At 62.8% G+C, this 13,232-nt stretch carries 13 protein-coding genes; 5 read left to right on the top strand and 8 right to left on the bottom strand.

Annotation, left to right across the window (positions count from 1 at the left end; all coding sequences use genetic code 11):
* Positions 1-27 precede the first annotated feature (27 nt).
* The 3 genes from C816_RS01635 to C816_RS01625 all read right to left on the bottom strand — a co-directional run bounded on the left by C816_RS01635 (position 28) and on the right by C816_RS01625 (position 5,704).
* A complete protein-coding gene (locus C816_RS01635; protein WP_016320658.1) occupies positions 28-1,854 on the bottom strand; it encodes an ABC transporter permease in 1,827 nt (608 codons plus the stop codon).
* Between the two features lie 380 nt (positions 1,855-2,234).
* Complete coding sequence (locus C816_RS01630; protein ID WP_016320657.1) at positions 2,235-4,007, bottom strand: ABC transporter ATP-binding protein; 1,773 nt, start codon at positions 4,005-4,007, stop codon at positions 2,235-2,237.
* Positions 4,004-5,704, bottom strand: coding sequence for an ABC transporter ATP-binding protein (locus C816_RS01625; protein ID WP_016320656.1), 1,701 nt, complete (start codon positions 5,702-5,704; stop codon positions 4,004-4,006). Before C816_RS01625 ends, C816_RS01630 begins: the two co-directional genes overlap by 4 nt.
* 204 nt (positions 5,705-5,908) lie before the next feature.
* Here C816_RS01625 and C816_RS01620 point away from each other — a divergent pair, with 204 nt between their 5' ends.
* The gene (locus C816_RS01620) at positions 5,909-6,451 is read left to right on the top strand and encodes a T6SS immunity protein Tdi1 domain-containing protein (protein WP_016320655.1); all 543 of its coding nucleotides are present in this window, start codon (positions 5,909-5,911) and stop codon (positions 6,449-6,451) included.
* Positions 6,452-6,851: 400 nt separating this feature from the next.
* Here C816_RS01620 and C816_RS01610 read toward each other — a convergent pair whose 3' ends face one another.
* Together C816_RS01610 and C816_RS01605 are read right to left on the bottom strand one after the other, a co-directional pair.
* On the bottom strand, positions 6,852-8,216 hold the full coding sequence (locus C816_RS01610) for an esterase/lipase family protein (RefSeq protein ID WP_016320654.1): 1,365 nt from the start codon (positions 8,214-8,216) through the stop codon (positions 6,852-6,854).
* Between the two features lie 17 nt (positions 8,217-8,233).
* Positions 8,234-8,737, bottom strand: coding sequence for a GreA/GreB family elongation factor (locus C816_RS01605; protein ID WP_016320653.1), 504 nt, complete (start codon positions 8,735-8,737; stop codon positions 8,234-8,236).
* Positions 8,738-8,938: 201 nt separating this feature from the next.
* Here C816_RS01605 and C816_RS01600 point away from each other — a divergent pair, with 201 nt between their 5' ends.
* A complete protein-coding gene (locus C816_RS01600) occupies positions 8,939-9,388 on the top strand; it encodes a DUF6194 family protein (RefSeq protein WP_016320652.1) in 450 nt (149 codons plus the stop codon).
* Positions 9,389-9,404: 16 nt separating this feature from the next.
* Here C816_RS01600 and C816_RS01595 read toward each other — a convergent pair whose 3' ends face one another.
* The 3 genes from C816_RS01595 to sfsA all read right to left on the bottom strand — a co-directional run bounded on the left by C816_RS01595 (position 9,405) and on the right by sfsA (position 11,092).
* Positions 9,405-9,626, bottom strand: a complete 222-nt coding sequence (locus C816_RS01595; protein WP_016320651.1) for a hypothetical protein — start codon at positions 9,624-9,626, stop codon at positions 9,405-9,407.
* Positions 9,627-9,643: 17 nt separating this feature from the next.
* Positions 9,644-10,222 (bottom strand): manganese efflux pump MntP, encoded by a 579-nt coding sequence (locus C816_RS01590; RefSeq protein ID WP_371254343.1) that lies wholly within the window; start codon positions 10,220-10,222, stop codon positions 9,644-9,646.
* A 189-nt stretch (positions 10,223-10,411) separates the two neighbouring features.
* Positions 10,412-11,092, bottom strand: coding sequence for a DNA/RNA nuclease SfsA (gene sfsA / locus C816_RS01585; protein WP_016320649.1), 681 nt, complete (start codon positions 11,090-11,092; stop codon positions 10,412-10,414).
* Between the two features lie 214 nt (positions 11,093-11,306).
* Between sfsA and C816_RS01580 the strand changes: the two genes are divergently transcribed.
* From C816_RS01580 to C816_RS01570, 3 genes are read left to right on the top strand one after another with little or no spacing between them, the layout of a single operon-like run.
* Positions 11,307-11,573, top strand: a complete 267-nt coding sequence (locus tag C816_RS01580; protein WP_016320648.1) for an OadG family protein — start codon at positions 11,307-11,309, stop codon at positions 11,571-11,573.
* Between the two features lie 21 nt (positions 11,574-11,594).
* Positions 11,595-11,939, top strand: coding sequence for a biotin/lipoyl-containing protein (locus C816_RS01575; protein ID WP_016320647.1), 345 nt, complete (start codon positions 11,595-11,597; stop codon positions 11,937-11,939).
* An 18-nt stretch (positions 11,940-11,957) separates the two neighbouring features.
* The gene (locus C816_RS01570; RefSeq protein ID WP_016320646.1) at positions 11,958-13,220 is read left to right on the top strand and encodes a sodium ion-translocating decarboxylase subunit beta; all 1,263 of its coding nucleotides are present in this window, start codon (positions 11,958-11,960) and stop codon (positions 13,218-13,220) included.
* Positions 13,221-13,232 lie beyond the last annotated feature (12 nt).

Below are 13,232 nucleotides of genomic sequence, written 5' to 3'. Positions count from 1 at the left end.
CTTTCTGTCATGTCGTGGGTCCGTGGTTTACCAGCTCTTGCCAATATCGGCGCCGCCGACCTTGTTGGCTACGATATAGCAGACCAGAATGAACAGCAGCACGCACACGGAGATGGCGTCGGACATCTGGTTGTAGCCCTCCTGAGAGTAGGTAAATGCCAGGAAGGACATGGTCCGGGTGGTGGGCGTCATCATGATGATGATCAGGTCCAGCTCCTTGGCGATGGAGATGAAGGTCAGCATGAAGCCGGAGATAAAGCCGTTCTTTGCCAGGGGGATGATGATGGAACTCATCCGCTTCCAGAAGCTGGCGCCGGCGATGTCCGCCGCCTCCTCCAGCTCCACGCTGATGGAGAGCATGTTGGCGGTGCCGGAGCGGCTGGCGAAGGGGAAGTGCTTGACCACGGAGGTCAGAACGATCAGGGTGAAGGTGCCGTACAGAGAGGGGATCAGGCCGCCCAGATGGGGGACGCTGAACATGGAGAAGTACATGGTGGAGAAGGCCACGCCGCTCATCAGGTAGGGCACAAACACCAGCTGCTCGGTGAGGTTTCCGTACCACTTGCCGCGGCCGCGGGAGCTGATGTAGCCCAGGAACTGGCCGCAGATGGCGGTGATGATGGAGCCGATCAGCGTCAGCCTGATGGTATTCCAGAAGGCGCTCCAGAACTCGTCGTGGCGGAAGATGCCGGGATAGTTGGTGTACTTCTGGGCCTCGTCCACGGTGCCGATCCAGTTGTAGAGGGTCAGGTTGTCCATGCCGTAGCCCGCACCGGTGGTGATCTGGAAGGTCTCCATAATCAGCACGAAGAAGGGCATGACCATGGCCAGGAACAGGAAGATCACCAGGAAACCCATCATGGGCTTCTTGGCCGCGCCCAGAGGCATCAGGGTGCTGCGGCCGCCCTTGCCGCCCACGGTGGCATAGGATTTGCGGACGCCGATGGCCTTCTGGTTGCTCATGAGAATCAGGGCGGCCAGACCCACCAGGACGATGCTCATGGCGTAGCCCACGGCCTGGGGACCCTGGTCGATGAACACCCGCATGCGGGTGGCCAGGGTGTAGTAGCCGATGCGGTTGCCCAGGTTGGCCGCAACGCCGTATGTACCGATGGACTTGGACACGGTCATGACCAGGGCGCTGAGCACGGAGGGCAGGATCAGGGGCAGGGTGATGTGGCGCAGGATCTGGGCCTTGTTGGCGCCCTGGATCTCACCCATCTCCTCCAGCTCGGAGTTGATGGAGCGGAGCGCGCCGGACACCTGGATGTAGGAGAAGGCATAGTAGTGCATGGACATGCACAGCACGATGGCAATGGGGCCGTAGGCCAGCCAGTCGGGAATGGGGATGCCCAGGCCAGTGAGGAAGCCGTTGGCGCCGCTGGTGGGGGTGCGGAACACGGCCAGCCACGCCAGGGCCTTGGTCCAGGAGGGAATCATGTAGGGCACGGTGATCAGGATGCCCAGCACCTTCTTGCCGGGGATGTCGGTACGGATCATCAGCCAGGCCAGCACCGAGCCCAGAGGCACGGAGATCAGCGTGGTGAAAAGACCGCAGACGAAGGAGTTCATCAGGGGCTTCCACAGCACGGCCTTGGACATGTTGCTGACGGCCATGTACCACCAGTAGTACATGGTAAACTGGCCCACCTCGCCGTCCACACGGCGAAGCTCGCCCTCCGCCAGGGTGAAGGTGGACTTAATCATGGTCAGCAGGGGAATGACGATCAGGCAGAACAGCACCACGAGGCTGACCAGCACGATCATGTTGAAGGGGTTGCGCAGAACATTCAGGATCAGGTTTTTAAGCCTTGTTTTTGTCAGGGGTTTTCTGGGAAGATCTTTCTTTGCCACGGTAACACCTCTTTCTGATTACTGCGGGGAAGCGCCGGAACACGAATCAGTCTTCTTTTTCCTCAACTCTCGCTCTGTCTCCACAAATCCGCGGTGATCAGGCGCAAATTTGTGCAAACGTTTGCGTTTTCGCATTTTCATTATAGAGAGTTTTACCGCCTTTTGTCAATTGATATGTTCCCTATTTTGCGGCGGGATTTTTGGCCATTTTCACAACTGTTGTGGACACTATATAAATTTCTTGTTCAAATTTTTACAATTTGCCGATTGACTTTTGCCGGATCTTCGGATACGTTTTCGTGCCTTCTTGATAGAATGCCTCTCCCCGCGGCCCGGTTCCGGCCTGCCGGAAGCGTTCCTCCGGCGGGCCGGACAGGCTCTCAGCGGCGCGAAAGCGCTTTTGTCCTCTCTTCTCCGCTCTCCTCCTCCGACAGCCTGGACAGCGAGGCGTAGACGCCCCCCGCCGCCAGCAGTTCCTCATGGGTCCCCGCCTCCGCCACGCCGCCCCGGTCCAGCACCAGGATGCAGTCGGCCCGGCGGACGGTGGCCAGACGGTGGGCGATGACAAAGCAGGTTCTCCCCTGCCGCAGCCGCTCCATGGCCAGACTGATCTCCCCCTCTGTCTCCGTGTCCACGCTGCTGGTGGCCTCGTCCAGGATGACAATGTCCGCGTCGGTCAAAAAGCACCGGGCGATGGCCAGCAGCTGCCGCTGGCCCTTGGAGATCCCCGCGCCCTCGTCGGTGAGGACGGTGTCGTACCCCTGGGGCAGAGATGTGATGAAGCGGTGCACCCGGGCGGCCTTGGCGGCCTCCACGATCTGTTCCCGGGAGGCCCCCGGCGCGCCGTAGGCGATGTTCTCCGCGATGGTGCCGCCAAAGAGCCACGTGTCCTGGAGCACCAGGGCCAGGCGGCGGCGCAGGCCGTCCCGGGCGTAGCCCTCCAGGGGCACGCCGTCGATGGAGATGGCGCCGCCCTGGGGGCGGTAGAACCGCAGCAGCAGGGAGACCAGGGTGGTCTTCCCCGCCCCGGTGGGCCCCACCACTGCCGCCAGACTCCCCGCGGGAATACGGGCGGTGAAATTTCGCAGCACAGGCCGGTCCGGGTCGTAGCCGAAGTCCACATGGTCAAAGGAGATGTCCCCCCGCAGTGTCTCCGGCTCCAGCGCGCCGGACGCGTCCCCCGGCTCCGGACGCTCGTCCAGCAGGTCCAGCACCCGCTCCGCCGCCGCCGCGCTGGACTGGAGCTCACTGAGGAGGTTGGCGGCCTCCCGGATGGGGCTGGAGAACTTGCGGGAGTACAGCACGAAGGAGGAGAGGCTGCCCAGGGTCAGCCCGCCCCCCAGGTACAGCAGCGCGCCGAACATGCTGACGGCGGCCAGGGAAAGGTTGTTGATAAAGTTCACCGACGGCCCCAGGGCCGCGCTGGCCCGGTCGGCCTTGTAATATGCCTCCGAGGCGGCGGCGTTGTATGCCTGAAACTGCTCCAGGTCCGCCGCCTCCACGCCGTAGGCCCGAATGGCCCGCTGGCGGCTGACCCGCTCCTCGGCAAAGCCGTTGAGCCCCCCCAGCTCCCTGGAGCGCAGGCGGAACAAGGGGTGGATGCGCCTCATCTGGAAGCGGGTGAGAAAGAGGGACAGGGGCACGGTGACAAAGAACACAAGGGTCAGCCGGGGGGAGATGGCCAGCAGCATCAGAAAGGAGCCCCCCACCGTCAGGGCGCTGGTGCAGAGGTGAAGCAGGTCCGTGGAGACGGCGGCGTTCACGGTGTCCACGTCGTAGCAAACCCGGCTGACCAGATCGCCTGCCGGGTGGGTGTCGAAGTACTCCACCGGCAGCTCGCTCATGCGGTCAAAGGCCGCCTTCCGCAGGTCCCGGGACACGGACTGCCCCACCCTGATGAGCCGGGCGGACACGGCGTAACTCAGCAGGGAGGAGAGGGCGTAGCAGGCCAACATCCCTCCGCAGGCCCGGAACACCCCCGGGAAGTCCACCGCCCCGGGGACGGTGCCCACCGCGTCCACCGCCCGGCCGGACAGCAGCGGCGCCGCCAGGGCCAGCAGGCTGGAGAGGACAGTCAGCCCCAGGCACAGGGTCAGCGGCAGGGCGTAGGGCCTCAGAAACCGGGCCAGACGCCGCAGAATATGCGGTTTCACAGCAGCACCCCCCTTTGAAGCTCCGCGATGCGCCGGTAGCGGACACAGTGTTCCAGCAGTTCCTCATGGGTTCCCTGGGCTGTGACCCGGCCCTCCTCCAGCACCAGGATGCGGTCCGCACTGCGCAGGGAGGCCACCCGCTCGGAGATCACCACCAGCGTCACGCCGGGGCAGTCCCGGCGGATGGCAGCCCGCAGGGCGGCGGCGGTTGCGTAGTCCAGGGCGCTGTCGGCGCTGTCCAGCACCAGGACAGAGGGTCTCCCCGCCAGGGCCCGGGCGGCCAGCAGCCGCTGCCGCTGCCCGCCGGAGAGGTTGGCCCCCCGGATGTCCAGGCGGCTGTCCAGCCCCTCCGGAAGCCGTTCAATAAACTCCCATGCCTGGGCGGTTTTGGCCGCGGCGATCACATCCTCCCGGGGGATGTTCCGCAGGAAGGAGATATTCTCGTACACGCTGTCGTTCAGCAGGGCCTCGTTCTGGAACACCACGCCGAAGCGCCGCTCCTCCCCGGGAACGCTGCTCACATCCCGGCCTCCCACCCAGACAATGCCCTCCCCGGCGTCGTACAATCGCATCAGCAGGGCCGCCAGGGTGCTCTTCCCGCTGCCGGTGGGGCCCAGGATGCCCAGGGTCTCCCCCTTCCGCAGGGTGAAGCTCACGTCCGCCAGGTCCCGCTCCACCCCCAGATAGGAGAAGGAGACGCCGTCCATCCCCAGCTCCGCCTCCGAAACTGCCTCCGAGGGCCGGAGGGGCTGGTCCTCCGGCTCCAGCAGGATCTCCTCGATCCGCCGGGCGGAGGCCGCCCCCTTGCTGATCCGGATAAACACCTTGGCGATACCCAGAGTGGCGGTCTGGATCAGGGTGAAATAGGACAAAAACGCCACGATCTGGCCCGGCGGCATCTGCCCGGCGTTGACCCGCAGGGCCCCCGCCAGCACCACCAGCACCAGCCCCGTGTTCAGCAGGAGGTCTGTCAAAGGGTTGGCGGCGGCCATGACGCAGCCGGCGGTCTCCTCCGCCCGGCGGGAGGTCTCGTTGGCCTCGTCGAACCGCTGCCGCTCCCTGCCCTGGCAGGCCAGGGCCTTGACCACCCGGACGCCGGAGGCGTTCTCCCGGATAATCCGCACCACCGTGTCCCCGGCCGCCTGGGCCGCGGCGTAGCGTGGGATGCCCCGGCGGGTCACCTGCCAGATGGTGAGGAAGGTCAGAAGGCTCACCGCCAGCTGCACCGCCGCCAGGGCCGGCTCCAGCAGAAAGGTCAGGACCAGTCCCCCCAGCACCAGCATGGGGGCCCGGATGCCGCCCCGCTGCACCTTGTCGAACATCTGGTGGACGTTGTAGGTGTCGTTGGTCAGCCGGGACACCAGAGAGGAGGTGGAAAAGCGGTCCATCTGGGCGCAGGAGAGGCGCTGGGTCCGGCTGTACAGGTCCCCCCGCAGGGTCCGGGTCACCTCCATGGACACCCGCGCCGCCATGCGGTTGGCGGTGATGTTGCAGAAGGCCGCCCCAAAAGCCAGCGCCGCCATCAGTCCGCCGCAGAGCCAGATGGCGGCCAGGTCTCCGGCAGGGACGCTCACGTCCACAATGCGCTCCAGCAGCAGCGGCAGCACCAGCTCCAGCAGGGCGGCGGTGAATTTCACCGTCACCCCGCAGGCCACGCGGCGGCCGTGGGGCCACAGGTATCCCAGCACAGTGCCCATCTCGGCGCCTCCCCTCTCCTTTTTAAGAAAATCATACCATATCACGGCGTCAAGTCAATCCGCAAATTGTTGTAATGCGCAACTATTTTTTTCGGAATCTGTCCAGACGGAAACCGGCGGGGGCGCCCAGGCTGCTTGAAATTTTTCTGGAAGTGACTGCGCAGATATGGTATACTGGCAAAAATCAGCAAGTGGGAGGTTATTATGCTGTTTGACCGCTTTGAACAAGATCAAGAGGCAAGCCGGGAATTATGTGTTCAATATAACTCCATACTGCCGCCCGCTCTATTAAACGCCTGGCAGACATATGGATTTGGAAGTCTCCTGAACGGCTATCTGAAAATGATAAATCCAGAGGAATATCAAGCGCTGCTCCAGGAAAGCTACGTTTTAAGCAGTACCGCCGTCCCAATCTTCGTTACCGCTTTTGCCGATATTCTGACCTGGGAAAAGGGCCGTTATATCCGCATTGTCAAGTACAAGGACGGCGTGTTTGAGGGAGTGGCCGCCGGCTTTGACTTCTTTTGGAACGATTTGGCTGACGGCGTTTTTGACACGGCGCATTTCGAAATCCCAATCTATGAAGCGGCGGTCAAAAAATGGGGACAGCTTCAATTTGATGAATGTTTCGGATATACGCCGCTTCTTGGGTTGGGCGGGAGCAGAAATGCGGACCATCTGCGAAAAGTGAAAATCAAGGAACATATTGATTTAATTACGCAGGCGGTGGGAAAAGTCGGCGCGTGACGATCGCCCGCCGACGGCATTGCAGTCACTCCAGCAAGGGGAAAATGGGTGGAAACCGTGGGATTAGCTTATTTTTTCTTATTCATTATGATACTGGGCGCGGCAGGGGCGGCCGCCGTCTTATTGATTGCGGCATGGGAGCTGCGGAAAAGGCCCCGTCTCAAAATCCCGGCAGCCGTCCTGCTGCTTTTGGCCGCGCTCTGTGCCGCCGCGGCATTTTACATACTGGCAATCGTTTGGCGGGAACCGCCTTGGGGATTTCATTTTTAGCAGCTGCATTCATCGGCGGGGAACGCCGGGTGGACGGGGGATCTCCGCGCCGGCGGCTTGCTTCCGTCCGCGCACCGCGCACGATATAAAAATCAGAGGACGGCCCATGGCCGTCCTCTCAGTATGTACCTCAAAATCCCCGGCGCTTCAAATCCGCCGCCAGCTTCACATAGAACTCCCGCACGTCGAAGCCCTTGATATTCTCCCGGTTCAAATCCACCACGTCGCCGTGGGAGATGCCCCGCTTCCCCACCGGCTCCAGAAGGGTGAACTTCTCCCCCCACTTGGCGGACTCCACGGACACCAGTCCGTCGTTGAGGCCGTCGAAGTGCCTGACGATGGGGTAGGTCATGTTCAGGGGGAACCTGCCGTGCTGGGCCTTCTTGCAGTAGGACATGACGCTCTCGTACACCACGCCGGGGATGTCCGGCGTCACCTCGTTTCGGGCCAGGCAGGCGCTCTCTGTCAAATCCGTCACAGCCGCCAGAAAGTCCGGGTTGGGATCTCCCACCTGCCGCAGCGCGGCGTTGTAGGCCGCCGCGACCTTCTGCCGGACAGCCTCCGGCACCTTGCCCAGCAGGTACTCGGCGAAGATACAGCCCCGGTGGGGCGTGTTGATGGTGGTCAGCGTGGCCACATAGGGGGCCATGGAGCAGTGGGCGATGGCGGCCCGGCTGTCCAGCCCGCCCTTGGAGTGGGCGATGATGTTCACCTTTTCGCACCCAGTCTCCTTCACGATCTGCCGGATGCGCTCCGCCAGCTCCTTCCCGCTGTCCTCCACCGCCGCCGCGGACTGCTGCTGTCCGTAGTAGACCGTGGCCCCGTTGCGCCTCAGCTCTTTCGGGATGCGGCCCCAGTAGTTGAGATACCGGAAATCCCGGAAGAACACGCCGTGAACCATCAGAAGGGGATATTTCGTTTTGCAGATCTCGCTCTCCGCCCTGGTCTCGTCCAGCTCCCACTTCTCCGTCTCAAACTCCGCCTCGTCCCCGGTGATGCGGATGATCTTCGCCAGATACCACAGGTTCACCAGCGGGACCCAGCCGCACAGCGCCGCCAGGACGCGGTGCTTGATGCCCAGCTGCACGGAGGTGAGGTAGACCCGGATCATGCCGTTCCAGAAGACGGCGCACAGGGAGAGGACCACAAGAAGCAGGTCCAGAAAAACCGCAAACAGCGCCCCGTCCCGGCCCCCGGTCCCGGCAAACACCCACCACAGCCAGGCCAGCTGGACGCAGAGGGTCAGGGCGAAGCCGGCGGCAAACAGCCGCAGCAGCTCACAGCCCTCCGCCAGACGCTGAATCCGCCGGGTAGGCGCCGTTTTCGGCACAGGGCGCAAGTTGATGTAGACAAACGCCGCCAGCGGCGGCAGCCAGCACAGCCAGGCAGCGGCGGCGCCGACCGCCGACCGGGAGAGCGGCAGCGAGATCAGCGCCAGGTAATTGACCAGCAGGCACAGAAGCAGCGTGTAGACGGTCCGTTTGACATACCTCATAACGACCAACCTTTCCTTTAGTAAGAGCTGATGTCCAGGCTCTCGTCGTCCGCGCCCTTCTCAATGGCCCGGATCTCCACAAAATACTTCGTCTGAGCGTCCACCTCCACCTGGACCCGGTCCCCCGCCCGGCGGCCCAGCAGGGCCTTCCCCACCGGGGACTCCTTGCTGATGAGGCCCTTCAGCGCGTCCTGGCGCAGCGTGGTTACAATGCGGATGGTCATCTCCCGCTTTATGAGCTCGTTGTAAATGGTCACGCTGTCAAAGAGACCCACCGTGTCCTCTCCGCCCTTCACCTCGATGACCCGGGCGGTGCGGATCATCCGCTCCAGGTAGCGGATGCGGCTGTCGTTGCGGTTCTTCGCCTGCTTGGCGCACTTGTACTCAAAGTTCTCGCTGAGGTCGCCGAAGGCCCGGGCGGTCTGCACCTCTTCAATCAGCTGGGGCCGCAGAACCCGGATGCGGTGGTCCAGCTCCTCCCGCATTTTCTTAATGTCCACCTCTGTCAGTTCGTCGTACATACCGGTCTCCTCCTTATAATATGTACAGGATACCACATTTTTCCCTGGATGAAAAGTCCGTTTTTCCCCGCTCTTCAACCTGTTGACAGCGGACCTGCCGTGTGATATGCTACGGTCCTGCCGGGGACATCTGTCAGCCGCCCCGGAAGATCCCACAGAAACGCCGCAGTCTGCCGGGAGAAACGGAAGGAGCGCGCCGCCATGACGCCGGACAAAATTCTCAACTACTGCCTGAAAAATCTGGAGGGGACCGTCCTGATCTCCAGCTGGGGGGAGCGGGGCATTTTCTACAACCCCGGCGCAAAGCTGAAACGGGGCGTCTACGTGCTGACCGTCAAGGAAAAGGACGGGGAGAACGACAAGGGCTCCCGCCTGGACCGGGAGGGCGTGTACCGGGTCAATCTGGGACTGCGGCGGGAGACCTTCCGCCGCCTTTTCGGTCCCCTGCCCCAGCGTCCGCCCAAGGGCGGGGTCGTGGAGCTGTCCTGTGACTTTACCGCTCCGGATGCCCTGCTCCCCCATCCCGTCTATGCCTGGATGGGCTGGGCCTGCGCGCTGAATCCCTCTCCGCGGACCTTTGAGGCCCTGAAACCGCTGATTGCGGAGAGCTATGAATACGCCAAAGAAAAATACGCCAAACGGGTAAAATAACGCAGGGCGCGGCTTTTCAGCCGCGCCCTGTTCCCATCTCCCGCTCCGCAAGCGCATCCTCAATAAGGGAGACCGCGATCTCAAAGGCCTTGATCCGCCGCGCCGCCAGGGTGATCTGCGCCTTGTACCGCTCCGGTCGCTCCTTCCCCTCCAGGGTCTTCACCGTCTCCCGCAGCTTGTGTATAGTGGAGGCGATCTGCCGCCGGGCTTCCGTCAATTCCTCTTTTGTAAATTCCATACGGCCTCCTGTCCGGATCAAAACACACCCAGATGCTCCAGCAGGATCTTGCCCCCCAAAAGGATTAGGATCACACCGCCGGACAACTCCGCCCGGCGCTTGTACCGGGCCCCGAAGAAGTTGCCCACCGCCACGCCCGCCAGGGACAGGCAGAAGGTGGTGACGCCGATGACCGCCGCCGCCGGGACAATGTCCACCTCCAAAAAGGCGAAGGTCACGCCCACGGCCAGGGCGTCGATGCTGGTGGCCACCGCCATCAAAAAGAGCCGGCGGAGGTCCAGCCGCCCGGCGGCGCAGGCGGTTTCCGCCTCCTCCTCCGGTCCCAGGGCCTCACGCACCATATTGCCGCCGATCAGGCACAGCAGAACAAAGGCCACCCAGTGGTCCAGCTCCTGGATGTACACGGCGAACCGGAACCCCAGCGCCCACCCCAGCATGGGCATGACGGCCTGGAAGCCGCCGAAAAACAGGGCGATCACCCCGGCGTGACGCCAGTTGAGCCGGGTCATGGACAGCCCCTGGCAGATGGCCACGGCAAAGGCGTCCATGGAGAGCCCCACGCCGATCAAAAGCAGTTCCAAAAAACTCATAGACAAAACTCCTCCACATCTCTGTTCAATTCAAAAGCCGTCCCAATCGGCGGCCGTGTACAGATTGACGGGGAAACTTTTCGTCCGGCAGGGAAGAAACACCCAGAAACCCCAGCGGATCTCAAGCTTTCCAGACGCGGTCCAGGGGAGAAATGTTCCGTCAAACTGCGTGCCGCCGCCTGTCGGTACAGCTTCTCACAAAATCACCGGCACCGGGCGGCGGATGGCGATGCTCTCCGGCGTCACCGCGCAGTCCCAGGCGCAGACGCGCACGCCCCGCTCCGCCGCCTCCCGCAGGGCCGCGCCGAAGGCGGGATGGGTCTCGTCGTTGGGGGCCACGGAACGGATGCCCTCCATCTGCACCACGAAGAAGAGGACGGCCCCCAGTCCGGCCTCCGCCGCCCTCTGCAGCTCCCGGATGTGCTTCACCCCCCGCTCCGTGGGGGCGTCGGGGAAGCGGGCCGCGCCGCCCTCCTCCAGCGTAACGCCCTTCACCTCCACCAGGCAGGGCCCCTCCGGCGTCTCCAGGCAGAAGTCCAGCCGGGACTCCCCATAGGTGAACTCCGGCCGCACCGCCATGACTCCCGGCAGAAATCCGCCGCCCCTCACCCACTCGCCGAAAACCTTGTTGGGGGCCTGGGCGTCCATGTTGATCAGCCTCTCCCCCTTCTCCACAGCGATGAGGTCGAAGGCGGTCTTGCGGGCGGGACTGGTCCCCCGCTCCAGGTAGACAGCCGCACCGGGGAGAAGCAGCTCCCGGCACCGCCCCGTGTTTTTCACATGGACAGTCTGGAGCCCCTCCGCCGTCTCCACATGGGCCACAAAACGGTTGGGCCTGTCTACAAAACGGCCCGGAATCACGGTTCCATAGCGCATGACATCTCCTCCTCCGCCAGAGGCCGGGTCCTCTGCATATATTGTATGATCATACCATAGATTTCCCCTCCAGTCGAGACCATTTATGAAAGAAGAAATCGTTTTGCCGTGAAAAATCCCAATAAATTTTCTGCATAAAATTTCGGAAAGTCATTGTTTTTTCCGTCGGGAGTTGATACAATACGATTGCTATCATTTTTATGGGAGGGAGTATATGGAATATTCCAACTTGTTCGTCTGCCTGATGGGCATGGGCACCGTGTTCTTCGGTCTCATCTGCCTCATCGTCCTGACAACGGTCATGGGCAAGATCGTGGGCGGCCACGCGGCTCCTGCCGCCGCGCCTGCGGCCATTCCCGCCGCCCCCGCAGCCGCGGAGCCCAACCGTCAGGAACTGGTGGCCGCCGTCTCCGCCGCCATCGCGGAGGAGCTCGGCACGGACATCACGGGCATCCGGATCGTATCCATGAAAAAACTGTAAGAGGGAAAAGGAGAGAGCAACATGAAAAAGTACAGAGTCACCGTCAATGGCACGGCCTATGAGATCCAGCTGGAGGAGCTGACCGGCGCCGCCCCTGCCCCTGCCGCCGCTCCCGCCGCTGCCCCGGCTCCGGCTGCCGCGGCCCCCGCGGGTGGCGAGCAGGTCACCAGCCCCATGCCCGGCACCATTCTGGACGTGAAGGTCGCCCAGGGCGCCGCCGTGAAGAAGGGCGACGTGCTGATGATCCTGGAGGCCATGAAGATGGAGAACGAGATCATGTGCCCCTGCGACGGCAAGGTGGCCTCCATCAACACCTCCAAGGGCGCCGCCGTGGAGTCCGGCACGCTGCTGTGCGTCATCCAGTAAGGCGCTGGAGGGACACACATGGAAGCTATTCTGGATTTTGTAAACAGCACGGGCTTCGCGCTGTTTACCCAGGGAGACAACTGGAAGTGCCTGGTTATGCTCGTCATTGCCTGCTTCCTGCTGTACCTGGGTATCGTGAAGAAGTTTGAGCCCCTGCTGCTGGTGCCGATCGCCTTCGGCATGCTCATCACCAACCTGCCCGGCGCCAATATGTTCCACGAGATATTTTTTGCCGGCGGACATATCCACTGGGATCTCATCGGCGGCTCACCGGTAACTCAGGAGTTCATCAATGAGCTGGCCACGGCAAAGGTCTCGGACGCGGTACTGTCCACGGCAACCGTCGGCCAGTCCATCACGCCGGGTCTCGTTGACATTCTGTATCTGGGAGTGAAGCTGGGCATTTACCCCTGTCTGATCTTTATGGGCGTGGGCGCCATGACCGACTTCGGTCCCCTGATTGCAAACCCCAAGAGCCTGCTTCTGGGCGCCGCTGCCCAGCTGGGCATCTTCGTCACCTTCGTGGGCTGCCGCCTTTCCGGCCTCTTCACCTCCGCCCAGGCCGGCTCCATCGGCATCATCGGCGGCGCGGACGGCCCCACCGCCATCTTCGTCTCCACGCTTCTGGCCCCGGAGCTGCTGGGCCCCATCGCTGTGGCGGCGTACAGCTACATGGCCTTGGTCCCCGTCATCCAGCCCCCTATCATGCGCCTTCTGACTACGGAGGAGGAGCGGAAGATCGTTATGAAGCCCCTGCGGCAGGTCTCCAAGAAGGAGAAGATCATCTTCCCCATCATGGTCGCCATCTTTGTGGCCCTGCTGGTGCCCTCCGCCGCCCCTCTGATCGCCTGCCTGATGCTGGGCAACCTGTTTAAGGAGTGCGGCGTGGTGGAGCGCCTCAGCAAAACCGTGCAGAACGAGCTCATCAACATCGTCACCATCTTCCTGGGCGTGTCCGTGGGCTGCACCGCCACCGGGCGGACCTTCCTCAGTCTCCAGACCATCGCCATTATGGTCATGGGCGTCGTGGCCTTCGGGTTCGGCACCGCCGGCGGCGTCATTCTGGCCAAGATCATGAACCTGTTCCTGAAAGAGAAGATCAATCCCCTCATCGGCTCCGCCGGCGTGTCCGCGGTGCCCATGGCCGCCCGGGTCTCCCAGGTGGAGGGCCAGAAGGCCAATCCCAGCAACTTCCTCTTGATGCACGCCATGGGCCCCAACGTGGCCGGCGTCATCGGCTCCGCCATCGCGGCGGGCGTGATGATCTCCCTGTTTGGCTGATAGATAGGAGGT

It is taken from the genome of Oscillibacter sp. 1-3 (assembly GCF_000403435.2).
In the GTDB taxonomy this organism is placed as follows: Bacteria; Bacillota; Clostridia; order Oscillospirales; family Oscillospiraceae; genus Oscillibacter.
Note: the sequence above shows the minus strand (reverse complement) of the source record. Positions and strands in the feature narration are given on the sequence as shown.

What these genes read in the sequence shown, in the direction of transcription:
- C816_RS01625 (WP_016320656.1), bottom strand. Translation starts at nt 5,704, where the DNA reads ATGGGCACTGTGCTGGGATACCTGTGGCCCCACGGCCGCCGCGTGGCC.
- C816_RS01620 (WP_016320655.1), top strand. Translation starts at nt 5,909, where the DNA reads ATGCTGTTTGACCGCTTTGAACAAGATCAAGAGGCAAGCCGGGAATTA.
- C816_RS01610 (WP_016320654.1), bottom strand. Translation starts at nt 8,216, where the DNA reads ATGAGGTATGTCAAACGGACCGTCTACACGCTGCTTCTGTGCCTGCTG.
- C816_RS01605 (WP_016320653.1), bottom strand. Translation starts at nt 8,737, where the DNA reads ATGTACGACGAACTGACAGAGGTGGACATTAAGAAAATGCGGGAGGAG.
- C816_RS01600 (WP_016320652.1), top strand. Translation starts at nt 8,939, where the DNA reads ATGACGCCGGACAAAATTCTCAACTACTGCCTGAAAAATCTGGAGGGG.
- C816_RS01595 (WP_016320651.1), bottom strand. Translation starts at nt 9,626, where the DNA reads ATGGAATTTACAAAAGAGGAATTGACGGAAGCCCGGCGGCAGATCGCC.
- sfsA (WP_016320649.1), bottom strand. Translation starts at nt 11,092, where the DNA reads ATGCGCTATGGAACCGTGATTCCGGGCCGTTTTGTAGACAGGCCCAAC.
- C816_RS01580 (WP_016320648.1), top strand. Translation starts at nt 11,307, where the DNA reads ATGGAATATTCCAACTTGTTCGTCTGCCTGATGGGCATGGGCACCGTG.
- C816_RS01575 (WP_016320647.1), top strand. Translation starts at nt 11,595, where the DNA reads ATGAAAAAGTACAGAGTCACCGTCAATGGCACGGCCTATGAGATCCAG.
- C816_RS01570 (WP_016320646.1), top strand. Translation starts at nt 11,958, where the DNA reads ATGGAAGCTATTCTGGATTTTGTAAACAGCACGGGCTTCGCGCTGTTT.